Genomic DNA, 22,613 nt, shown 5'->3' on the forward strand with positions numbered 1-22,613 from the left:
TGGAGCGATTTGGCTACTCCTAACGCATGCCGCCATCCCCTTAAGGACGTCTGCTCTTTTCGGCTGCGAGCCGGTACCCATGAAGTCTCCGGCTAAGTTCTAAGGCAGTTCTGCGTTGATGGAAAATATCTCACTGGTGGGTGTGCGAGGACGTGAGATGGGTTTGGACGATCCATTTCCGATCGAGAAATGCTCCGGACGTGTCCGAGGAGCAATTCTGACGGAGTTTCATGGGCGATGCCCGACAATCCGGGAAGTGGCCAGCATCTCCGATGCTCAATGGCTGACCGTTCCCAATATCGGCCCGACAACCTTGGAGGAGCTGCGCAGCATGACGCAATCCGTCCCCGACGGGGAAACGTCACCGCATGCGACAGGAATTCCGGACGGTGAACTGCTCTCGCGGCTCAACCGCCTGCAGCGCGAGCTGAACATCCTCGTCGGCGAAATCCGGGCTAGATTTACCTCCGGCGGCATCAAGCGAAACCCACGATAGGGCCAGTCGCCGGCGGGCAGTCAAATGGGGAAGGACAGGACGGCGCGCGTTCCCGCATGGTGCCGGTCGTATTCGACGGCGGATTGCAGGTTGGATGCCATGGCCCTCACGATCTTCGTACCAAGTCCGCTCCCCTGCACTTCTCCGGTGCCGTTCCACCCGATCCCATCATCCTCGACCACCAGCACCGCCCGCGTTCCATCGGATGACAGCGCGACGCGGATCTCGCCGTTCGAGCCCAGGGCATAGGCATATTTGAATGCGTTGGTGACGAGCTCGGTCACGATGACGCCGACGGAAACGGCTCTGTCGGTCGAAATCGAAACGGGCTCGGCCGTGAGCATGATCGTGTGCTCGCGCCCGGCTGCGCGCATCGCGCCTTCGAGCTCCTCGACGAGGCCCTGCAGATAGGTATCCATCTCGACGAAGCGCACGTCGTTCGACGTGTAGAGCCGGCGATGGATCTGTGAGATGGCGGTGATGCGGCTCTGCGTTTCCGTCAGAGTGTCTCTGGCAACGGTATCGCTGCCGAGTGCGCGCTGCTGCATGGCGACGAGGGAGGCGACGAGCTGGAGGCTGTTTGCGACGCGGTGGTTGACCTCGCGAAGCAGCATCTCGGCCCGCTCGCGCGCCTCGCGCATCTCCCGTTCGGCCGCATCCTTCTCCCGGCGCAACCGCTCGGCCGCGAGAGCCTGCTCGGCCGCCGAGCGCAGAAGGTCGAGAAACACCCCGCCGACATCCTTGATCACGTAGTCGGCGGCTCCGGCCTTGAGAGCCGCGACGGCGATCCGGCCCTCGTCGGCGCCCGTGACGTAGATGACAGGCGGCGGATCGGAGAGCGTCCTGATTTCGGCCAGAACCTCCAGGCCTTCCTTGCCAGGCATGAAGTGATCGAGCGCAACCACCTCGAACCCTCCGTCGGCAAGCCTGCTCAGACCCTCGTCTCCACTCAGGGCGTGACTGACGTGAAAACCGTGGCGCGACAGCGTGCGCTCGACGAGGCGGCCCAAACCGGGATCGTCGTCGATGTAAAGCAGCCGGATCGATGAGGTCTCAGCGGTACCTTCGCTCATTGGGTCTCGGGAACCTGAATGACGGACAGGAACAATCCCAGCTGACGGATGGCCTGGGAGAACGATTCATACTCGACGGGCTTGGTGATGTAGACATTGGCGCCGAGATCGTAGCACCGCTGGACCTCACGCTGATCGTCGGTGGTGGTCAACACGACGACGGGTGCGCGTTTCAGCTTCTCGTCGCTCTTCAACCTGGCGAGGATCTCGACACCGTTCATATCGGGCAGGTTGAGATCGAGGAGCACCAGGAACGGACCGTCGTTGCGAACCTCTTCGCTGAACATGTGCTCGAGGGCCTCGGTGCCGCTGGCAAAACCGCGGATCTCGTTGTAGACCCCTGCGCGCCGGATGTTCTTCTCGATCAGGCGCGCATGCCCCTCGTCGTCCTCGACCATGATGATGGTGACAGGGTGCTGCTGGGACATCAGGCGGCTTCCGAACTCATACTGGCATATTTTGGCAGGACGACCGTGAAGGTCGAGCCTTCCCCCAGCCGGGACGATACGGAGATCGTGCCGCCGAGCCTTCGCACGAGAGCGCGCACATGTGCAAGCCCGATCCCCTCGCCCTGCTGATCCTGGGCGCCGGAGCGCCGGAAAAGATCGAAAACGCGTTCGAAATCCTTGGCGTCGATCCCCCGGCCGTTGTCCTGAATCTCATAGGAGACATTGTCACCGCGATCGTGTCCGCGGATCACGATGCGGCCGGGTCGGGTGGAATCCACGTATTTGACCGCGTTGTCGATCAGGTTTCCGAAGATCTGCTCGATGGCCAGCCGGTCGCTCGTCAGGTCGGGGACAGGTTCGATCGTCAGTCCGGCACCACGCTCCTGGAGCTGGTGTGCGACGCTTTGGCGCTGAGCTTCGAGCAGTTGCTTCATCACGATCGGCTCGGGAGCCAGGACGCGCCGTCCCTCCCGCGAGAGTTTGAGAATGGCATTGATCAGCTTGTCCATCTTCACCGTCGAGGACCGGATGAACCCGATCGCCTCGGGGAGATCCTCTTCGACAGCCATGCGCGTTTCTGCGGTGATCAGCTGAGACTGCGCATCGAGAACCTTCCGATAGAATTGCTCGATGGCGGCCTGTGCGCTTTCGAGTTCGCTCGTGAAACCCATGACGTTGACGAGCGGCGCGCGCAGGTCGTGGCTGACGATATAGGCAAAGCGCTGGATTTCGTCATTCGCCGCGTCGAGTTCCGCCACGCGCTCCGCGAGGATCGAGGCAAGGCGCCGGGTCTCGGCCTCGTTCCGAAGCGCGCGCTCCCGGCTCTCGCGCAGCGCATCCTGCGCCTGCTTCAGTGCATGGATGTCGGTGCAGCTGCCGTACCAACGCGTGATCCGGCCCTCTTCGTCACGAACCGGCTGCGCCCGACCGAGCACCCAGCGATATTCGCCCGACCGATGCCGCAACCGGTACTCGATGTGATATGGCTCCCCGGTGGCAAGGCTGTGGCGCCAGATCTTCCAGGCGCGCGGCTGATCCTCGGGATGGAACATGCCGTTCCAGGCCTCACCGTCCGTGGTCCCTTCCGGCACGCCGGTAAATTCGTACCAGCGCTGGTTGTAATAGTCGTGATAGCCGTCCGGCTGCGTCGACCAGATCATCTGGTCGATGGAATTGGCGGTGACGCGGAAACGCTCCTCGCTGTCCCTTAAGGCCTTTTCCGCGCGGCGCGTCTCGGTGACGTCGACATTGACGCCGATCATCCCCAGGAACTCGCCGCCAGGACTGAAACGGGGCTGCGCATCGGTTCTGACGACGCGGTATTCCACGTCGATGCGCTTGAGCCGTGCCTCGGTCGAGAACGCCGTGTGCGCCGCCATGGCCTGGCCCAGCGCCCCTCCGAGCACCTCCACGTCGTCGGGATGGATCGTCATTCCCCAATCGAAGACCGGGATGTCCGCCTCGTCGATGCCCCAGAACTCCCGCTGCGCCCGGTTGAGGTAGACGCACTTGCCGGAATGGTCGCTCATCCACAGCATGACGGGTGCGCTCTCCGCCACCAGCCTGAAGCGTTGTTCGCTCTCGCGCAGAGCTTCCTCGTTGCGCTTCTGCTCCGTGACGTCGTGCCCCTGAACGAAGATGCCGGACACCTGGCCATTAGGGTCGAAAATCGGCTGGTAGACGAAATCCAGGAAGCGCTCCTCGTGACCGCTGCCGTCGCTTTGCGCGAGCATGATGCGGATGCTTCGACCGACGAAGGGCTGGCCGCTGCGGTAGACGCGGTCGAGCAGATCGAGAAAGCCCTGTTCCACGACCTCCGGCAGCGCTTCGCGCACCGGCTTGCCGATGATGTTCTCACGCCCGACCACCTGGAGATAGGCCAGATTTGCCATCGTGAACACGTGCTCTGGCCCACTGAGGGCCGCCATGAAGCCCGGCGCCTGCTCGAACAACCCCCGCAGACGCTGCCGCTCCTCGTCGAGCGCCTGATTGGCCTCCTGGACCGCCTGCGCCCGGCGGAGCATGTCGGTCTCGATCAGGGCAGAGTGCCCTGAGGACACAGCCGAACTCTTCGCCATATTCCGCAGCCGGTGCAGCTCCGTCACGTCCACCGTGTGCTGCAGGATGAAGGTCAGCTCGCCGGCATGGTTGAAAAGCGGCGTATGGGTCGCGCTCCAGTAGCGTTCCTCGAATCCTCGGCCGTTCGGCAGGGGAATCGCATATTCGATCAGCGGCAGGTGATCGGGCGTCATCTCACGGATGACCTTTTCCAGAGAACCGCGCAGTTGCCGGTAGCTCGTCGAGTCCGGATCGCTTGGAAACGCATCGAACATGTTGCGCCCGATCAGGTCCTCACGCTCCCGCATGGTGACCGCGAGATAGGCGTCGTTCATCCCGGCGATATTGAGGGCGAGATCGAGCAGCACATAGGGGTTGGGCGAGGCGCTGAACAGCGCTTCGAAGTTGATTGTTTTCAAGCCGTTAAGCTGGGCAGGAGCCCGCCCCCTGGTTGGTCGCGCGAAAAGCCTGCCGATATTTAGGCGGCTTTTTGCCGAGTGCCATAGGGCGAAAGAAAGAGGCTCCGGCCTGTGACCGAAGGGACACGCAAGGGCTGAAGCACCGCTGTGACGGCGTTCAGATCACAAGGGAGCGGCCGCCGGAGCATTTTTCGGCGAAGTGGCTCCGGTTCGCCGTCAAAAAATGCGGCAAAGCAAAGAGGAGAGTTGATTCCACGCGGGTGGAAACGGCTCTAGTCCTCGTAAGCGATCCGTATCCGACCGGCCGCCTGCCTGGCCTGTTCGCGCGCCTCTTCGACCGTGCCGCCGGCGGCGAGCGCCACGCCCATGCGCCGGTGCTTGCGGGTGGTCGGCTTGCCGAAAATGCGCACCTCCACATCGCCCTCTCCCGATCCCAGGGCGAGCGCTTCCTTCAAGCCGTCGATGGAAAAGCGTTCAGCCTCGCGGTCGGCCAGGATCACGGCGGACGCGGTCGGACCATTGAGCCGGATGTGGGGGATCGGCAACCCAAGAACCGCACGAGCGTGGAGATCGAACTCGGACAGGTTCTGGGACAGGAGCGTGACGAGCCCCGTGTCGTGCGGGCGCGGCGAGAGTTCGGAAAAGATCACCTCGTTCTTGGTGACGAAGAATTCGACGCCGAAGATCCCGTAGCCGCCCAGATTGTCGACCACCTTGCGTGCCATCTCCTTGGCATCGTTGAGCAGTGTCTCGGTCATCGGCGTCGGCTGCCAGGATTCCTGATAATCCCCCCGCTCCTGCCGGTGACCGATGGGTTCGCAGAACGACACGCCTTCGCGGGAGCGGATCGTCAGCAGCGTGATCTCGTATTCGAAAGCGATGAACTCCTCGACGATCACCTTCTTGCGGTCGCCGCGCATGTTCGCCACCGCGTCGTTCCACGCCTGCTCCAGTTCATCGGCCGTGCGAACGGTGCTCTGTCCCTTGCCCGACGAGGACATGACAGGCTTGATGACGCAGGGCAGTCCGGTGTGCTCGGCGCCGGCGCGCACCTCCTCCAGGCTTTCCGCATAACGGTACTTGGAGGTGCGCAGGCCCAGTTCAGCTGCGGCCAACTCCCGAATGCGATCGCGGTTCATGGTCAGCGATGCAGCCAGGGCGGAAGGCACCACGATAAAGCCCTTGTCCTCGAAATCCTGCAGCACTTCGGTGCGGATCGCCTCGATCTCCGGCACGATGAAATCCGGCCGATGCTTCTCGATCGCTGCCTTGAGAGCGTCCGCATCGAGCATGGAGAACACCTCGGACTCGTCCGCCACCTGCATCGCGGGCGCGTTCGCGTAGCTGTCGCAGGCCACCACGTGGCAGCCGTAGCGTTTGACCGAGATCACGAACTCCTTGCCGAGTTCGCCTGAGCCGAGGAGGAGGATGCGGGCTGTGAACACGGGCATGCCTTTCGTCTGTTTCGCTGGCCGGGCGAGCCTTGTTGCGCCGGACATCCTTGGCGCATCGGAATGGAAGGGTCGAGTCCCTGAGCTTTCGATGCGGAGATCTTATTCACATAGGATAATCGACGGCCCAAGAAATTCCCCGCAAGCGCACGCTTTCTCCGGAAATATCCCGCAGATCGGCCTTTTTCGCGTCGTCTATGGATCCGGCGATCTTCCCACTGCGTTCTTGACATCGGCAGTGGCGCTGCCGCGCTTGCGTTGAATGCAGCCCTGCCGTCTCAATCGCGCATTACGCATTCGGAAGTTCAATGGGTTAAGGGGTTTATAGGAGAAGCCCGATGCTTGCGAAGAAAAAGAGAACGTCCGAGAGCCATGGCCAGCGCGTAACGAGGATCGACCCACCGGTCCTCGATGAAGCCATTGTCGCGGCCCAGGGTCTGACGGACGACATCGAAAGCCAGATCGAGATTGCAGCGCAGCTCATGGGCATGCCGGAAGACGAGGTGCGGCCGGTTGTTCTGAAGGCCTCGCCCCTGGCACCCGTCCGCCGGCCCGTGCGTCTGGCGGAGCGTTTTTCGATGCCGGAGCGCCACGAAGGCCCCAAGGTGGTGGTCGTGGAACGCAAGCGCCCTCGCCTCGTCATGCCGCGATAACCCTGTTACCCTGTTGTCCAGCGTAGGCGCCGGCCATCTTGGCTGGCGCCTTTCCCTGTGAGCGGGCCCTGCGGCGGAATCTCCCGAAAGATGGTCAAAGGTATCGTCCTTGCTTTCCTCGCCTTCGCCGTCTTCGCCTGGGGCGACGCGGTGGTGAAGGAGATCGGTCACGATCTCGACCCGTTCGAGGTGACCTTCTTCGGCTATCTCATCCCCTTCCTGCTCTCGCCGGTCTTCATGAAGCCGGGCGACAAGCTGGTCGATATCGTGCGCTGGAACAGGCCCTGGCTCATGGGCTTAAGGGTGTTCCTGATAGCAGTGACGACCCCGCTCAGCGTCATGGCCTTCCGATCCCTGCCCTTTGCCGAGGCCTTCGCGCTGCTCTTCCTCATGCCGAGCCTCGTCACGATCCTCTCCATCTTCATCCTGAAGGAGCACGTGCGCTGGCGGCGCGGACTCGCCGTCTGCGCGGCGTTCATCGGCGTGCTGATCATCGTCCGGCCGGGCTTCAAGGAACTCTTGCCCGGACACATCGCTGCCCTCGCGGCTGCTCTTTGCGCGGCAGGCGGCGTGATCACCGGCCGGCTGATCGGTCAGTCGGAAAAGCGCTTCACCCTGATCGGGACCGTCTTCCTCGCGACCACATTGCTCGCGGGCATTCTGATGATTCCGGGCTTCGCCTGGCCGACGGGATATCAATGGATTCTGCTGCTCGCCTTCGCCGCAACCGCCTTCGTAGCGCAGGCCCTGTTCGTCATCGCGACGATGTATGCCCCGGCCGACAGGCTCGGCGCCGCCCAATACAGCCAGATCCTCTGGGCCCTGGCGATCGGCGCGCTCTTCTTCAACGAATGGCCGGATGCCTGGGCCCTGGTCGGCATTTTCATCGTGGTCGCCGCCGGCCTCTTCATCTTCGCCCGGGAGCAGACACTCAAGCGTGGCCAGCCTCCGGCGAGTAAGACCGCAGAAACGGCACCGGTCGAAACCACAGCCAATCCCGGCCTGCATTGACGGGGTGCGACTTCTGCGCCTGCCTTCGTTCCCTACCTCGGAGCGCCGCCCTATCTCCAGGGGCCCAGGGTCCTGAGCGCCCGATATCCGGGCCGGACCGAGGTTGACAGGGTGTTCCGTGACAGGCGCGTATATCAACCGGATCGGCACTGCAGTGCCGCAGAACGACGTCCATCAGACCTTCATCGGCTTCGTCGACCAGTTCCTGCCTGAACGAAAGGACAAGCTTCTCTTCCGGCGGATGGTCCAGCGCTCAGGAATCGAGCACCGCTATTCCACGCTCACGCCGAGCGAGAATCTGGAGGTGGCAGCCGACAAGGAAGGCTTCTTCCAGCTGGGCCAGTTCGTCGGCACCGGGACCCGGATGGAGCGTTTCGAGACCCAGGCAGTCGACCTTGCGGAAGAGGCCATCGAGGCCCTGGAACTTGGCGAGGATCTCGGGTCCGTCACCCACATGGTCGTGGCCTCCTGCACCGGCTTCACCGCGCCGGGGCTCGACCAGCAGATCATGGAGCGCCTGAACCTCAATCCATCGCTCGAGCGCACCATGGTGGGCTTCATGGGCTGCGCTGCTGCCGTCAATGCTCTGAAGGTCGCCCATCATATCGTCCGCTCCGAGCCGGAATCCCGGGTTCTCGTGGTCAACCTGGAACTCTGCACGCTGCACCTGCAGGAGACCTCCGACCTCGAGGTGATCCTGAGCGCCCTGCTCTTCGGCGACGGATGCGCGGCGAGCCTCGTCTCGGCCGAACCGAAAGGCATTGCGCTGAAGGACTTTCGCGTTGCGACGATCCCGGACACCCGCGACCTCATCACCTGGCGCATCGGCGATGCCGGTTTCGAGATGAGCCTCTCTGGAGAGGTCCCTCAGCAGATCGCGCAGGCGCTTCGCCACGAGGCCACCCGCAACGACGATAGCGGCATCCTGCGCGGGCAGCACAAGGATGACTTCGACCTCTGGGCCGTTCACGCCGGCGGCCGGACGATCCTGGATGCGGTGGAACAAGGCCTCGACCTTGCTCCCGATGCATTGCGCTGGTCGCGTGGCGTCCTGCGCGATTTCGGCAACATGTCCTCGGCAACCCTGATGTTCGTGCTCGACCGAATGATGCATGAGGCTCCGCCGGCCTCGAACGGCTTCGGCATGGCCTTCGGCCCTGGGCTCGTCGCCGAAACTTTCCGTTTCAACCTGACCGGGTAGAGCGCATGGCCAGGAGCTTCGCGGAGCGCAGCCGTGAGACGGAGCTGATGGACACGGAGATCGTCAGCCTCGACGATTACCGCGCCTGTCTGAAGGACCTCTCCACCGTCAATGCCCTGACCTTCACGCACCGCCCGATCCTGCGATGGCTCGACAATGCCACGCGCAACCTGAAGGAAGGCGAGCGTGTCAACGTGGTCGACGTCGGATACGGCTATGGCGACTTGCTGCGGAAGATTCATGACTGGAGCCGGCGCCGCAAGAGGCCCGTTGACCTCATCGGCGTCGATCTCAATCCCATGAGCGAGCCCATCGCCCGCGCAGCGACGCCGCCGGGCACGACGATCGATTACCGGACCGGCAACGTGTTCGACTTCAGGCCGGAGCGGCCCATCGATTTCATCATCAGCTCCCAGACGACGCACCACATGTCGAACGCGGAGCTCGCCGTCTTCATCCACTGGATGGAGCAGGTAGCGACGCGGGGATGGTATATCGCCGATCTCCACCGCCATCCCGTACCGTTTCATCTCTTCCGTGCCCTGTCCTGGGCCGCGCGCTGGCATCGCTTCGTCCAGCATGACGGGCCGGTCTCCATCGCCCGAAGTTTCAGGCGCGAGGAGTGGGAGGGCATTCTCGCGGCTGCCGGACTGCCTGCCGGCGCGGCAAAAATCCGTTGGCACATCCCCTTCCGCCTCTGCGTGAGCCGCCTGAAATGAGCGCCGCGCGCGAGGAGGATATCGTGATCCTCGGCGGCGGCCTTGCGGGCGCCTCGGCAGCCTGCATTCTCGCCGATTCCGGACGCTCGCCCCTGCTGCTCGAGCGCGATGCCGAACCGCGGCACAAGGTCTGCGGCGAGTTTTTAAGCATCGAGGCGCAGGCCTACCTGGCCGATCTCGGCATCGATCTCGATGGCCTGGGAGCAAGCCGCATCGCGCGCGTCCGCCTCGCCCATGGCAGAAACACGACCGAGGCGCACCTGCCCTTCCTCGCCCGCGGGTTATCCCGACGGAGCTTGGACGAGGCCCTGTTGCTGCAGGCGGGATCGCGAGGAGCACGGATTCTCCGCGGCGTCTCCGCACGAGAAATCTCGACGGAAGGCAAGAGCATTCGCCTCGACGCAGGCACGAAGGGCGCGATCCAGGCACAGACCCTCTTTCTGGCCACGGGCAAGCACGATGTGCGCGGCGTCAAGCGAGCATCGGCCGGCACGATGAACGATCTCATCGGTTTCAAAGGGCATTACCGTCTGGCCGGGCGTCAGAAAATCGAGCTCGAAGGTTACGTCGAAGTGATGCTCTTCGCCGGCGGCTATGCCGGGCTTCAACTCGTCGAAGACGGCCTCGCCAATCTCTGCCTCGTGGTGTCGCGGCGATACTTCGATGACGCCGGCAAGAGCTGGGACCGGCTTATCGCGCGCATCGTCGATGAATGCGCTCACCTTGGGGAGCGCCTGGGCGCTGCGCAGCCGCTCTTCGAACGGCCCCTGTCGATCTTTCAGATCCCTTACGGATTTCTTCACGACCCCTATGCCGGAGATCCGCCGGGCCTGTTCCGCCTCGGCGACCAGGCTGCGGTCATTCCCTCCTTCACCGGAGACGGAATGTCGATCGCGCTTCATAGCGGCCGTCTCGCTGCCACGACCTTTCTCGCGCAGGGACAGGCAAGTGTGATCTTTCAACGTCAACTTCGTAAGGACGTTCAACGATCAATCCGCTTCTCATCGGCCCTGAATACAGCCGTGCGCTACCGGGTGGGCCGGCAGGCCATATTCCATCTCTGCCGCGGATGGCCTGCCGCCATGCGCCACGTGACCTCGCTCACGCGGGTGCAGGAATCCGCCGTGACCGGAGCTCTGGCAACCCGATGATCGTCCCGCGACAGATCCAGACCTCCGCGGACGTTGCCGAGCATTATGACGAGCTTGACCCCTTCTACCGCGAGATCTGGGGCGAGCACGTTCATCACGGCCTCTGGATGAAAGGTGATGAGACTCCTGATCAGGCGGTCGAGGCGCTTATCGCGCATCTGGCAAGCCGGCTGGCCCTGGAGCCGGGGCAGCATGTCTGCGACGTCGGCTGCGGCTATGGTGCGACGGCGGAATGGTTCGCGATGCATCACAGCGTGCACGTCACCGGCGTCACCCTCTCATCCGCACAATTGCGTCAGGCGGAGAAGCGCCGGGCCGGCACGACCCGCCTCACGTTCATGCAGCAGGACTGGCTGGAGAACAGCTTCGAGAACGATGCCTTCGACCGCATCATCGCTATCGAAAGCTCCGAGCACATGCCGGACAAGCAGCGCTTCTTCGACGAGGCCTATCGCACCCTTCGCCCCGGCGGACAGCTGGGGATCTATGCCTGGCTCGCCCGGGATCATACGCGACCTTGGGAGGAACGCCGTCTGCTCGAGCCGATCTGCCGCGAAGGCCGCCTGCCGGGCATGGGCAGCGAAGCCGATTATCGCAACTGGGCCGAGGCTTCCGGCTTCATCCTCGACGCCTTCGAAGACCTCAGCAAAAAGGTTCGTCGCACCTGGACGCTCTGCGCCGGTCGCGTCGCCAGGAAGCTCGCGACCCACCCGCACTACCGACGCTTTCTGCTCGATGCCCGCTCGAAGAACCGCGTCTTTGCCTTGAGCCTCCTGCGCATCTGGACAGCGTATATCACGGGCTCCATGCGCTATGGCCTCATCGTTGCATCCAAGCCGGCCGGTAACAGATCCTAAATCCCAGAAAGCCGTTCCGCCGTGTCCGTCGCGCCCATGGCGGCCGCAAGCGCTCCGGCAGTCAGACCACCGGCATCGCGCGCTTGCGGATCCGCACCGCGCGCGAGCAAGACCTCGACGATCTCGCTGCGGTTGAACATGGCCGCGATCATCAGCGGCGTCTTTCCGCCGTCGCTGCGGCCGTTGACGTCCGCTCCACCATCGAGAAGAGCCATGATCGTAGCCATATCGCCTTTGAAGGCAGCACCGGCGAGCGGCGTCTGGCCGCGGTCGTTGGCGAGTTCAGCGTCGGCGCCGTGCTCCATGAGCAGCCGCACCGCATCCGCGTGGCCGTTATAGCTCGCCAGCATCAGAAGCGAGTCGCCCTTCTCGTTGCGCAGGTTCGGCGGCAGGCCCATGCGCAGCAGGTCGCCGAGTTCCTCCACCTGCCCGGCCCGCGCATGCTGGAAGACCCGCTGGGCGAAGGCGATGGTTTCCTCGTCCAGTTCCGGCTTCGGCGGGTCGTTCTGCATCGCGCACTCCTGCTTCCTCTAATGAGCAATCAATTGCCGCGAGAGAAGATCCAGCACCGCAGGTGCATCAACGCCGAGCGCGACCTGAACCGGAAACCCGTTCGCGTCGACGGTGAGCGCGCCCGCATTCTCGGCATTGCCGACATCGACGCTCAGGCGAAGCTCCTCGATACGAAACAATTCCGGCGCCAAAGCGTACAGCATCACGCATGGATCATGCAGCGGCCGGCTTTCCTGGTGCGTCGCGGCCTCGAAATAGGATTCGATGAGGTGTGCTACCATCGCGGCCGCAGGCTTTCCGCTTTTCGACAGCGTTTCAGTGAATTCCCGAGAGGCACGCACCCGCCTGGTCACGTCGAGCGGAACGAGCACGAGCGGCAGCCCCGATGCCACGACGGTCGCCGCCGCTTCCGGATCGGCCCAAAGGTTGAACTCGGAGCGTGGACCCACATTGCCGCGCTCGTGGATCGCGCCGCCCATGGCGATGATGCGGCCGACGCGCTGCGCCGCATCCGGATGATCGAGAACAAGCTGAGCCAGGTTGGTGAGCGGCCCGAGGGCCAGGATATCGATGGTGCCCGCCGGCTCCTTAAGGAGAAGCTCAGCCAGCCATTCGACGGCGGGTGCGGCCTCGGGACCACGGGCCGGCGGCGGAAGAGGCACACCACCGATCCCGTCCACGCCATGCAGGTTCAGCGGCTCCGGTCCCGGACGGGAGAGAGGCACCGCGGCGCCCGTGAAGACGGGAATATCATCCCGGCCAGCGAAAGCCAGAAGCCGGCCCGCATTGCGCGTCGTCGTCCCGATGCCGATGTTGCCGGCGACCGTGGTGATGCCGGCGATCGAGAATTCCGGCGCGACGAGCGCCAGGAGGATGCCGATGGCATCGTCGATTCCCGGATCGGTATCGATCACGACGAGGCGGGGTTTTGCGTGGGGCATGATGGGGGTAGAAACCTTCCTTTGAATCGGCCGCCTCTTATCCGACAGCGGGCGGCGTTTGGCCATATGCACAGGTGACCTTTGACCCATTCCTCCCTGCTTCCCGACGACCTTCTCGTGAATGCAGCGGATGAGGTGACAATCCGCCAGGATCTCGTTCTGGTCGCGCTGGGCAAGCGCCCGGCCGATAGGCTCCTGCGCGTCGGTCGCCTGCTCGACGTTCACACCCGAACATGGCTCGATGACCAGGAGATTGCCATTCGCGGCCGGCGCATCGCCTGGACGGGACCTGCGGGATCTTTTCCCGGAACCGCCGCCGCACGCGCCGAGAGGCCTGCCTTAAGCGCCGTTCCGGGCTTCGGCGAGGTGCACAAGCATATCGAAAGCTCGCACATCACGCCGGAATACGAGGCGGCGCTCGTGCTGCCGCGCGGCAATACCTGGACCTGCGAGGCGAGCCACGAATTCTCCAATGTCGACGGCGCCAACAATCTCGAATTCTGGCTCACGGCCCGGCGGCGCGGCTCGCCGATGAAGATCTTTCCCCTGCCCGGCTCGGCCGTTCCGCCGACCGCCCATGAATGGGGCGGCGGTTATTACGGCTACGACGAGCAGGCGGGCTTTCTGAAAGAGAGCCTCATGGTCGCCGGCCTCGACGAGGTGATGGACTGGCCTGCCGTCTGGAACCCGGAGAATCCCTCGCACAAGCGGCTCTGGGGCATGATCCAGGCGACGTTCGAGAAGCGCGGCGTGGTCGAGGGCCACGGCGCGGGTCTTCGCGACCTCGATTCCATCAACGCCTTCGCCGCGGCGGGCTTAGCCTCCGATCACGAGGGTTGGACGGCGCAGGAAGTGTGGGGCAAGCTGCGCCACGGCATCTTCATCGAGATCAGGCCGCATTCCATGCCGGAAATCATTCAAGGCCTGATCGAGCGCGGCCTTACGGACTGGTCGCAGGTCTCCTTCGCCACCGATGACCGAAGCGCTTCGGACACGCTGAAGATGGGAGCGACCGACCACAACGTGCGCCTTGCGATCCAATCCGGGCTCACGCCCGAGATCGCGATCCAATGCGTCACGATCAACCCGGCGCGTCATATGCGGCTGACGCCCTGGGTCGGCAGCATCGCGCCGGGGCGCTTCGCCGATATCGTGCTGCTCGACGACGTGGATACGCTCTCCATCGCCGAGGTCTGGGCCGATGGGCAGCCGGTCTCGAAGGGCACCGATTACACTGGCCCTCTGCCCGCCATCGACTGGCCGAAATGGGCCTCGAATACAGTGAATATCAAGCGCCGTGTCGAGCCTGAGGATTTCGCCATCGTCGCCGAGAATGGTCGCGAGACCATGCAGGCGGCTCTGCTGCGTCCCTTCCATTGGCATGACGATTTCATCACCATGGAACTGCCGGTCGAGATCGGCGAGGTCCAGCGCGATCCGGCCCGGAACGTCACCAAGTTTTCCATCGTCGACCGCTTCTCCGGCGAAGCAAAAATCTCCCGCATGTTCTGGCTCGGCTGCGGCCCGAAGACGCCGGATACCGCGGTCGGCTGCACGGTCGCGCACGACAAGCACAATCTCTGGATCGTCGGTTCCTCCGATGAAGCCATGGCGATGGTCGCGAACCGCGTCGCGGAGATCGGCGGCGGCTGGGTTCTCGTCAGCGGCGGCAAGGTTTTAGCCGAGGTGCGCTACGAGATCGGCGGGTTGATGACGCAGCGCCCAGCGGAAGAATTCGATGCCGAAATGCAGAAGCTGTATGCCGAAGCGGCCAAGATCGAATGGCTCTACGAGCCGACCTTCTCGCCGCGCTGGTTTCCGGGCTTTCCGGAGCGCCTGCAATTCGCAACGCTGACCTGCGCCCCGTGGCGCTGGGTTCTGGTGGCGCCCTGCGAGGCGGCGCCGCAGGGCTTCGTCAACGTGGCGACCGGGCAGGTTCACCCGGTCGTCTGGTAGGATCAGCGCATCGTGCGGAAAAGTGGATGCGGTTTTCGCTTGCGCGGCCCGCTGGGTCCGCGCTCAACGATGCGCTCTTCAGAGAGTGGAGCATCGGATTGACCCTAAAAGTGCAATCCACTTTTAGGTCCGATGCTCTAGCCGGCCGCGTCGATGCGGGCCATCTCGGCCTTGAACGCGGCCGCGATCTGGCCTGCATCGCGCAGGATTTTCTTGCGCTCCAGGCTCTCCACATTGCGTCCGCGCATGATCCAGCGACCGCCGACCATCACGTCCTGTACGTCGACCGGCATGGCGGAGAACACAAGCGTGGCGTAGATGTCATAGACCGGCTGCATGCGCGGCGCAGAGAGGTCGATGCGGATGAGATCGGCCTGCTTGCCGGGCTCCAGCGAGCCGATGCGGGCATCGAGGCCGAGCACCTGCGCGCCTTCGAGCGTCGCCATGCGGATCACCTGGGCCGCCGGCATCGGCTTGCGGCTGTGGCCGAGCAGCTTCTGGAACATGGAGACCGGGCCGAACTGGCTGAACAGGTCCAGGGTGTTGCCGCTCATCGGCCCGTCGGTGGCGATGCCGACCTTGATGCCGGCCGCGCGCATGGCCTCGATTGGCGCGATCCCGCGACCCGCCTTGGCGTTCGAGCGGGCGTTATGGGCGACGCGCACATCGGCCTTCGCCATGCGCTCGATCTCGAACGGGTCGATATGCAGGCAATGCGCCGCGATCAGGCCGGGGATCAGGAGGCCCGCCTTCTCGACCACCGCGACGGGGCGCAGGCCATGGGTCTTGCGGCACCATTCCATCTCGCTGTCCATCTCGGCGAGATGGAGCTGCACCGGCACGCCGGGATGGGCTTCGGCAAAGCCGGCGACACGGGCCATGATCTCCACGTCGGTCGAATAGGGCGCATGGGGCGCGATGGACGGAACGATCCGCTCATGTCCGGAAAACTCCGAGACGAGTTCCTCGACGAGCGCGAAGCCTTCGTCGATGCTCTTGTGGTCCGGCGGGTCGAAGGTCGCCAGCGTCTGGCCGACGACGCCGCGCAGGCCCGCCTGATCGAGGGCACGGCCGACCTCGGTCTCGTAATAATACATGTCGGCGATGGTGGTGACGCCGGCCTCGATGGATTCGAGCGCGCCGAGGAGCGTGCCGACGCGTACCATTTCCGGCGTCACGAACTTGCGCTCCATCGGCAGCACATAGCGAAAAAGCCGGTCGTCCACGTCCTCGCCGAGGCCGCGGAAGAGCGTCATCGCCAGATGGGCATGGGGATTGACCATGCCCGGCATGACCACGTCGCCGTCGACGTCGATCACTTCTGCGCCATCGACCTTTGGCGGCTCGCCGGCGCCGAGCGCGCGGATCGTACCGTCCTGGATGTGGATCCAGCCGTTCTCGATGACGCTCATCGCCTCATCGATGGGGATGAGGCAGGCGTTCCTGATCAGGGTCGAGGCCATCAGCGTGCGTCCTCGGCGGCGAGGATCGTGCATTGCTCCGGCATCGGCACGAGCTTCACGTTCGTGCCCGCTTCCAGCGGCGTCGTGAGACTGCCATTGGCGATCAGGTGGCCGGCGGGCGTCTCGCATTGATACTGGTAGGCGCGGCCGAGATAGGTGCGCAGGCCCAGTTGAGCCGACAGGCCCTCGGCGGCGGGATCGGTCGACACCACCAGACCGTCCGGGCGCGTCGCCAGCAGGAACGTGTCCGGAATCTGACCGAACAGGCTTTGCGGCAGTCGCAGCCTCATCCCCGCCGTCTCGGCGACGACGATGTCGCCGTCGCGCGCGACAACTTTCAGCGGAATGATGTTCTCGAAGCCGACGAAGCGGGCGACAAAAGTGTTGGCGGGGCGCCGGTAGAGCACCTCCGGCCGGTCGAACTGCATCAGCCGCCCGGCATTCATGATCGCGACGCGGTCGGAGATCGAGAAGGCCTCCTCCTGGTCGTGCGTGACATAGACCGAGGTGGTGCCGTTCGCCCGCTGGAGCTGGCGGATCTCGACGCGCATGTCGACCCGGAGCTTCGCATCGAGGTTGGAGAGCGGCTCGTCGAACATCAAGAGCGGCGGCTCGATCACGAGGGCGCGCGCAAGCGCCACGCGCTGCTTCTGCCCGCCGGAGAGCGCGCCGGGCGCTCTCTCGGCCAGAGGCGCGAGGCCGACGCGCTCGAGCATCGCCATCGCCCGCTTGCGGCGCTCATCCGCGCCGATGCCGCGCTGCTTGAGGCCGAAGGCGACGTTGTCGAGCACGGAGAGATGCGGGAACAGGGCGTAGTTCTGGAAGACGAGGCCGATATCGCGCTTGTGGGTCGGCAGCCGCGTCAGGTCGCGCCCGCCGAGCGAGATGGAGCCGCTGGTCGGCGCGAGGAAGCCGGCGATCAGGCGCAAGGTGGTGGTCTTGCCGCAGCCGCTGGCGCCGAGAAGCGAGACGAGCTCGCCGGCCTGGACCGACAGCGAGAGGTCTTCGAGAACCTTGGTCGTCCCGTAATGGGCGGAGACGGCGTTGATGTCGAGGGGCTGTGTCACGGATAGCTACTTCGCAAGAAAGGTGAGGCCGAGGGTTCGCTCGACGATGGCCATCACGGCCACGGTGAGGAACATCAGCAGCACGGAAACGGAGGCGACGGTCGGGTCGAAGAACTGCTCCACATGGGCGAGGATCTGGATCGGCAGGGTGCTGATCCCAGGACCCGTCAGGAAGAGCGAAACCGACACGTCGTTGAGCGAGGTGATGAAGGCGAGGATGAAGGCCGCGATCACCCCTGCCCGCACATTCGGCAGCACGATGGTGAAGAATGTCTTTACCGGGGCGCTGCCTAGGCTGATCGCCGCCTCCTCGATGGAGAAGTCGAACGACGCCAGGCTCGCGCTGATCACCCGCACCACGTAAGGCAGCACGATCAGCGTGTGGCCGATGAGCAGGGACAGGAAGATCGGCGCACCTGTGCCGACCGTCAGCGATTTCAGCAGGGCGAAGCCGAACACGATCTCGGGTACGAGAATCGGCAGCACGAACAGGGTGCCGAGCCATTTCGGCAGCTCGATCCGGAAGCGGTTGAGCGCATAGGCCGCCGGAATGCCGATCAGGAGCGCGATGAGCGTTCCGAGCAGCGCGATCTGCAGGCTGGTGACGATGGTGCGCCGGAAGGCGCTGATCTCGAAGATGTTCTGGAACCAGCGCAGGGAGAGGCCCTGCGGCGGGAAGGTCAGGTATGTGGTGTCGCTGAGCGCCGCGCCGACGACGATGACGAGCGGCAGCATCAGGAACAGATAGACCAGCGCTGCGATGCCGATGAGGACGGGATGAGGTCTGTCGGACATCACGTGGCCATGGGGTTGATGCGGCGGGCGATATGGCTCATCGCGAGAACGATGGAGATGGTGATCACCGTCATGATGGTGGCGATCGTCGAGGCGCCGACCCAGTCGAAGGACACCATGGCCCGCTGCTGCAGCAGGGTCGCGAGCACGGTCTGGCGCTCGCCGCCGAGCAGCTGCGGCGTGGCATAGGCCGTGAAACTGCCGGTGAAGACGAGCACGGCGCCGACGATGAGCCCCGGCACGGCGAGCGGCAGCAACACCTGCCAGAACGTCGCCATCGGCGACGCCCCGAGCGAGGATGACGCCTGCAACACGTCCTTGGGGATGTTCTCCAGCACGCCGACGAGGGAAAGCACCATCAGCGGCACGAAGAGATAGACCATGCCGACGACGACGGCCCCCTGCGTGTACAGCATCTCGAGCGGCTCGTTGACGATGCCGAGCGAGAGCAGGGTCTGATTGAGAATGCCGTTGCGGCCGAGAATGATGAGCCAGGCGAAGGCACGCACGACGACACCGGTCAGCAGCGGGAACACCGCCGCGACGATGAGAAGGCTCTTCAGCTTTCCGGGCGCGCGCGAGACCACATAGGCCGTCATGAAGCCGAAGATCAGCGAGATGATCGTCGTAAAGGCGGAGATCTGCAGCGTCCGGAACAGGACGGTCGTGCGGAAGCCGCTGTTGAAATAAGCGATATACGGAGCGAAGGCCCCGCGCGGATCCATGAAGGTCCCCGCGATCACGGCCGCGATGGGCACGATCAGGAACCCGATCACGGCGAGTGTGGCGGGCGCGGTCAGCGCCCACCCTGTTGCGCCTGAACGGCGCCAGAAACGTCTTGCGGTCATGATGGCCGAATTACTTCCCGAAAACTTCGCTCCAGGCGTCGAGCCAGTCGTTCTTGGCCGCATTGAGCTTCTCGTAGTCGAGGCGCTTGAGCGATGCGATCATCTTCGGGCCGTAGGTCCAGCGGGAAGCCTGTTCCGGCGTCAGCTGCACCGCGGTCGCGACCGGAGCGTCCACGCCACGCTCGGCGAGCGTCTGCTGGATCTTGGGATCGAGGATGAAGTTGATGAACTGGTGTGCCAGCTCGGGGTTGGCCGCGCCCTTGGCGATGTTCACCGTATTGAGGGTGGCGTAGTCGCCCTCCTTCAGCTCGGCCCAGCGCACGGTCGGCACGGCGGCCTGGATCTGGGCCAGGGTGAAGTCCTGCGCCATAGCGACGGAAACCTCGCCGGTGGAGAACAGGTTCACGAGCTCGGAGCCGGTGTTGTAGTTCTTGACCACATTCGGCTTCAGCTGCTCGAGCGCCTTGAAGGCGGCCTTCTCGTCCTTGTAGGGATCGACGCCTGCCTTGTTGGCGGCAACCAGAACCGTCATCGGACCGGCGGTGGTGGTGATGCCGGGCAGCGACACGCGGCGCTTCAGGTCCTCGCGCCACAGGTCGTTCCAGGAGGTGACCGGGGCGGAGACCTTGGCGCTGTCGTAGATGATGCCGACGCGGCCGATGGTATAGGCCGGGCCGAACTTGCCCTGCGGCTCCCTGGCAAGTTCGTAGATGCCGTTGACGTTCGGGATCTTGGCACGGTCGATGGGCTGGAACAGGCCTTCCTGGATGCCGATCTGGGAATAGCTGTCGGTGAGGTAGACCACGTCGACGCCGCTGCCGCCGCGGATCTTGATCTTGTTCAGGCGGTCGGCGTTGTTGCCGGTCTCGAAGACCAGCTCACAGCCGCATTGGGCGCGGAACGGCTTGAGAATGATTTCTTCGAGCTTGTCGCCGTTGAAGCCCCACCAGGAGATCGTGAGGGTCTTGTTCTGCGCCATGGCAGGTGCAGCGGACAACGCCGCCAGAGCCAATGCCATGCCCGCAATCGGTTTCCGCCAACGCCCTACCATCTCAAGGTCTCCTAGGTTTTAATGTTTCACGGCCGAGGATATGGTGCCGATACCCTTCTCAGGGGCGACGCGCGCCCTATGGACATCACGCATTAACACAACCATGGCCTTGGGAAAGCCCCGCTCCGCAAGGACTCTGCTCACCTTACAGCCATTTTGCCCAAAAAACTCGCAATTCGCGAAAGGCTATTCAGCGGTCCAACCGCCGGTTGCCGTCCGCCTCAGGCGCGGGGTCCGGAGAACGCCCACGACGCGATCCGGCCATCGCGCGTCGAGCGCCGCCAGGGGCGCTCTCCAGGCGTCCGTCTGCAGCATCGCCGCGCCGACGGCGACGGGCCTGACACCGCAGGATTCCAGAAGCTTCAGGGCCGCGACGATGGACCGGCCGCTGCTGATCACGTCGTCCACGAGCAGGACCCGCCGGTTCTCGATCAGAGGCAGCATGCGCGGGTCGAGGTAGAGCCGCTTGACCTGCTCCGGGCTGGTGATCGAGGTCATCGGAACGGAGAGGTCCTCGCGATACCAGAACTTCCGGGACGTTCCGAGCGGGACATAGCGGCTGTGACCGAGCCTCTTCGCCGTGCCGCTCGCGAGCGTCAGGCCGAGGGTGGGAAGCCCGATCACAACCTCCGGCTCGAAGGAGGAGACCTTCTCGGCCAGCGCGCCGCAGAGCGCATCCTCGACGGAAAAACCGGCCTGGTTGATGATGAGCGATGCGAGCGCATGCTCGCCGTCCGCGAGCTCCCGGATCGGCAGGCGAAGCTGGCGCCCATCCTCGAAAGAGGCCGGATAGAAGCCGCGATGCCCCTCGGCCGGATCGCTCGCGAAGGTCCCGGGCGGATGGATCTCCTGCCAGAAATCGTGGGGCTGCATCGCTCGTTTCTTTCCGTTCTCAAGAGAAGGGCAATTGTGGCCCGATCCACGCCGCGCTATCGAACGGGCTGCCATTGCCCCAGGACAGAACGATGCCCGATCAGGACCTCATCCAGGCCGACCTATCATTCCTGAACAGCCTCCGCCAAGACCTGCATGCCCATCCGGAGCTCGGTTTCGAGGAGGAGCGGACGAGCGGCATCGTCGCCACCTTGCTGGAAGAGGCGGGCCTTCGGGTGCATCGGGGCCTGGGCAAGACCGGCGTCGTCGGCACGCTCCAGGTCGGCAGCGGCACGCGGACGATCGGTCTTCGCGCCGACATGGATGCGCTGGCCATGCCGGAACAGGCGGAGCGTCCCTACAAGTCGAAATTCGCCGGCAAGATGCATGCCTGCGGCCATGACGGGCACACGACCCTGCTGCTCGGCGCCGCCCGGCATCTCGCCCGCACCAAAAACTTCTCGGGCACGGTGCATTTCATCTTCCAGCCGGCGGAGGAAGGCCGGGGCGGCGCGAAGAAGATGGTGGAGGAAGGCCTCTTCGATCTGTTTCCCTGCGATGCGGTCTACGGCCTGCACAACATGCCGGGGCTCGCCATCGACGAGATGGCGGTGACGGTCGGCCCACAGCTCGCCTCGTCGGATACGTGGCATGTGACGTTCAAGGGCATCGGGACCCACGGCGCCAAGCCGCATCTCGGCAAGGACCCGATCACCGCGAGCGGCCATTTCCTCTCCGCACTGCAGAGCATCGTCGGCCGCGTGGTCAACCCGCTGCAGCCGGCCGTGGTCAGCGCCTGCTCGGTGCAGGCGGGCGATCCGCGCGCGCTTAACGTCATTCCGGATATCGTAGAAATCGGCGGAACGGCGCGGGCTTATTCGGCCGAGGTCCGGGATCAGCTGGAAGCTGAGATCGAACGCCTCGCGCGCGGCGTCGCGGCCATGTTCGGGATCGAGGCCACTTACGAGTTCCGCCGGCGCATTCCGCCGGTGGTCAACCACGCGGATGCGACCGCCCGCGCCCTGAAGGCTGCGCAGGCAATCTGCGGGCCGAAGGTCGTGACCGATTTCGAACCCTCGACGGCGGGCGACGATTTCGCCTTCTTGGGCGAGGCCGCTCCCGGCGCCTATGTCTGGCTCGGCAACGGCCCTGCCATCGACGGCGCGCTCCATCACAACACAGCCTACGATTTCAACGATGCCGCGATCCCGACCGGCGTCGCCTTCTGGGTCGCGCTCGTGGAGCAGGAACTGAGTGCTTGAGAGACTTGCACCCCGTTAAGAGTCTGGCTCATCATTCATGAATTCGCTCGGACGGGTCTCCCTCCTCCCACAAGCCTCGGGCTTGCCCGAGACTTGTCTTTGATCTGCTGCAAGTCGGGAACACCCGACTTGCAGTGGGGAGGGATTAAGGGTGGGGGTGTGAGCGATAACCTATCAGGGTGTGGCGCCGCTTCACCTCTCACAGAGGGAGAGGTCGGACCTTCAGGTCCGGGTGAGCGACTGTCTTGTTGGTCAAGGGTTTTGTTGGCGCCATGGCTGGTTCTCGCGCAGGACGGCGTTGAGGAT

21 protein-coding genes are annotated in these 22,613 nt (G+C 64.2%); 9 read left to right on the top strand and 12 right to left on the bottom strand.

Features of this window, described 5'->3' with window-relative positions; genetic code table 11:
- Positions 1 to 256: 256 nt before the first annotated feature.
- Positions 257 to 496 (top strand): hypothetical protein, encoded by a 240-nt coding sequence (locus JKL46_RS20505; protein ID WP_201836694.1) that lies wholly within the window; start codon positions 257 to 259, stop codon positions 494 to 496.
- Positions 497 to 516: 20 nt separating this feature from the next.
- Here JKL46_RS20505 and JKL46_RS20510 read toward each other — a convergent pair whose 3' ends face one another.
- The 4 genes from JKL46_RS20510 to purT form a co-directional block, all read right to left on the bottom strand.
- On the bottom strand, positions 517 to 1,569 hold the full coding sequence (locus JKL46_RS20510) for a sensor histidine kinase (protein ID WP_201836702.1): 1,053 nt from the start codon (positions 1,567 to 1,569) through the stop codon (positions 517 to 519).
- Complete coding sequence (locus tag JKL46_RS20515) at positions 1,566 to 1,997, bottom strand: response regulator (RefSeq protein ID WP_201836704.1); 432 nt, start codon at positions 1,995 to 1,997, stop codon at positions 1,566 to 1,568. The genes JKL46_RS20510 and JKL46_RS20515 overlap by 4 nt, the downstream gene beginning before the upstream one ends.
- The gene (locus JKL46_RS20520; RefSeq protein WP_201836713.1) at positions 1,997 to 4,495 is read right to left on the bottom strand and encodes a PAS domain S-box protein; all 2,499 of its coding nucleotides are present in this window, start codon (positions 4,493 to 4,495) and stop codon (positions 1,997 to 1,999) included. The genes JKL46_RS20515 and JKL46_RS20520 overlap by 1 nt, the downstream gene beginning before the upstream one ends.
- A 272-nt stretch (positions 4,496 to 4,767) precedes the next feature.
- Positions 4,768 to 5,946 carry a formate-dependent phosphoribosylglycinamide formyltransferase gene (gene purT / locus JKL46_RS20525; RefSeq protein WP_201836715.1) on the bottom strand — a complete coding sequence of 393 codons (1,179 nt, stop codon included), beginning with the start codon at positions 5,944 to 5,946 and terminating at the stop codon, positions 4,768 to 4,770.
- A 338-nt stretch (positions 5,947 to 6,284) separates the two neighbouring features.
- On the opposite strand from purT, the gene JKL46_RS20530 reads away from it, so the two are divergent.
- The 6 genes from JKL46_RS20530 to JKL46_RS20555 all read left to right on the top strand — a co-directional run bounded on the left by JKL46_RS20530 (position 6,285) and on the right by JKL46_RS20555 (position 11,538).
- The gene (locus JKL46_RS20530; RefSeq protein WP_201836717.1) at positions 6,285 to 6,599 is read left to right on the top strand and encodes a hypothetical protein; all 315 of its coding nucleotides are present in this window, start codon (positions 6,285 to 6,287) and stop codon (positions 6,597 to 6,599) included.
- 90 nt (positions 6,600 to 6,689) lie between these two features.
- Positions 6,690 to 7,610: a DMT family transporter gene (locus JKL46_RS20535; RefSeq protein WP_201836719.1), complete on the top strand. Its 921-nt coding sequence runs from the start codon at positions 6,690 to 6,692 to the stop codon at positions 7,608 to 7,610.
- 118 nt (positions 7,611 to 7,728) lie between these two features.
- Entirely contained in the window at positions 7,729 to 8,811 is a 1,083-nt protein-coding gene (locus JKL46_RS20540) for a type III polyketide synthase (protein ID WP_201836722.1), read from the top strand.
- A gap of 5 nt (positions 8,812 to 8,816) precedes the next feature.
- Positions 8,817 to 9,530 (top strand): methyltransferase domain-containing protein, encoded by a 714-nt coding sequence (locus JKL46_RS20545; RefSeq protein WP_201836724.1) that lies wholly within the window; start codon positions 8,817 to 8,819, stop codon positions 9,528 to 9,530.
- Entirely contained in the window at positions 9,527 to 10,681 is a 1,155-nt protein-coding gene (locus JKL46_RS20550) for an NAD(P)/FAD-dependent oxidoreductase (protein ID WP_201836726.1), read from the top strand. The genes JKL46_RS20545 and JKL46_RS20550 overlap by 4 nt, the downstream gene beginning before the upstream one ends.
- On the top strand, positions 10,678 to 11,538 hold the full coding sequence (locus tag JKL46_RS20555) for an SAM-dependent methyltransferase (RefSeq protein ID WP_201836736.1): 861 nt from the start codon (positions 10,678 to 10,680) through the stop codon (positions 11,536 to 11,538). The genes JKL46_RS20550 and JKL46_RS20555 overlap by 4 nt, the downstream gene beginning before the upstream one ends.
- On the opposite strand, the gene JKL46_RS20560 is transcribed toward JKL46_RS20555, so the two are convergent.
- Together JKL46_RS20560 and JKL46_RS20565 are read right to left on the bottom strand one after the other, a co-directional pair.
- Positions 11,535 to 12,050 (bottom strand): ankyrin repeat domain-containing protein, encoded by a 516-nt coding sequence (locus JKL46_RS20560; protein ID WP_201836738.1) that lies wholly within the window; start codon positions 12,048 to 12,050, stop codon positions 11,535 to 11,537. The genes JKL46_RS20555 and JKL46_RS20560 overlap by 4 nt on opposite strands.
- Positions 12,051 to 12,068: 18 nt before the next feature.
- Complete coding sequence (locus JKL46_RS20565; RefSeq protein WP_201836740.1) at positions 12,069 to 12,992, bottom strand: nucleoside hydrolase; 924 nt, start codon at positions 12,990 to 12,992, stop codon at positions 12,069 to 12,071.
- 81 nt (positions 12,993 to 13,073) lie between these two features.
- Here JKL46_RS20565 and JKL46_RS20570 point away from each other — a divergent pair, with 81 nt between their 5' ends.
- Positions 13,074 to 14,948, top strand: a complete 1,875-nt coding sequence (locus JKL46_RS20570; RefSeq protein WP_201836743.1) for an adenine deaminase — start codon at positions 13,074 to 13,076, stop codon at positions 14,946 to 14,948.
- A gap of 137 nt (positions 14,949 to 15,085) precedes the next feature.
- Here the strand turns inward: JKL46_RS20570 and JKL46_RS20575 are convergent, their stop codons facing one another.
- From JKL46_RS20575 to JKL46_RS20600, 6 genes are all read right to left on the bottom strand, one after another.
- The gene (locus tag JKL46_RS20575) at positions 15,086 to 16,411 is read right to left on the bottom strand and encodes an amidohydrolase family protein (RefSeq protein ID WP_201836745.1); all 1,326 of its coding nucleotides are present in this window, start codon (positions 16,409 to 16,411) and stop codon (positions 15,086 to 15,088) included.
- Positions 16,411 to 17,478, bottom strand: a complete 1,068-nt coding sequence (locus JKL46_RS20580; RefSeq protein ID WP_201836747.1) for an ATP-binding cassette domain-containing protein — start codon at positions 17,476 to 17,478, stop codon at positions 16,411 to 16,413. Before JKL46_RS20580 ends, JKL46_RS20575 begins: the two co-directional genes overlap by 1 nt.
- A 6-nt stretch (positions 17,479 to 17,484) precedes the next feature.
- Positions 17,485 to 18,276 (bottom strand): ABC transporter permease subunit, encoded by a 792-nt coding sequence (locus JKL46_RS20585; RefSeq protein WP_201836749.1) that lies wholly within the window; start codon positions 18,274 to 18,276, stop codon positions 17,485 to 17,487.
- A complete protein-coding gene (locus JKL46_RS20590) occupies positions 18,273 to 19,121 on the bottom strand; it encodes an ABC transporter permease (RefSeq protein WP_201836751.1) in 849 nt (282 codons plus the stop codon). The genes JKL46_RS20585 and JKL46_RS20590 overlap by 4 nt, the downstream gene beginning before the upstream one ends.
- Before the next feature lie 10 nt (positions 19,122 to 19,131).
- Complete coding sequence (locus JKL46_RS20595) at positions 19,132 to 20,172, bottom strand: ABC transporter substrate-binding protein (RefSeq protein WP_201836753.1); 1,041 nt, start codon at positions 20,170 to 20,172, stop codon at positions 19,132 to 19,134.
- A gap of 186 nt (positions 20,173 to 20,358) precedes the next feature.
- On the bottom strand, positions 20,359 to 21,045 hold the full coding sequence (locus JKL46_RS20600; protein WP_201836755.1) for a phosphoribosyltransferase: 687 nt from the start codon (positions 21,043 to 21,045) through the stop codon (positions 20,359 to 20,361).
- Positions 21,046 to 21,137: 92 nt separating this feature from the next.
- On the opposite strand from JKL46_RS20600, the gene JKL46_RS20605 reads away from it, so the two are divergent.
- Positions 21,138 to 22,307, top strand: a complete 1,170-nt coding sequence (locus tag JKL46_RS20605) for a M20 aminoacylase family protein (RefSeq protein WP_201836757.1) — start codon at positions 21,138 to 21,140, stop codon at positions 22,305 to 22,307.
- Positions 22,308 to 22,613 lie beyond the last annotated feature (306 nt).

The sequence above is a fragment of the Microvirga zambiensis WSM3693 genome, from assembly GCF_016735695.1.
GTDB lineage: Bacteria > Pseudomonadota > Alphaproteobacteria > Rhizobiales > Beijerinckiaceae > Microvirga > Microvirga zambiensis.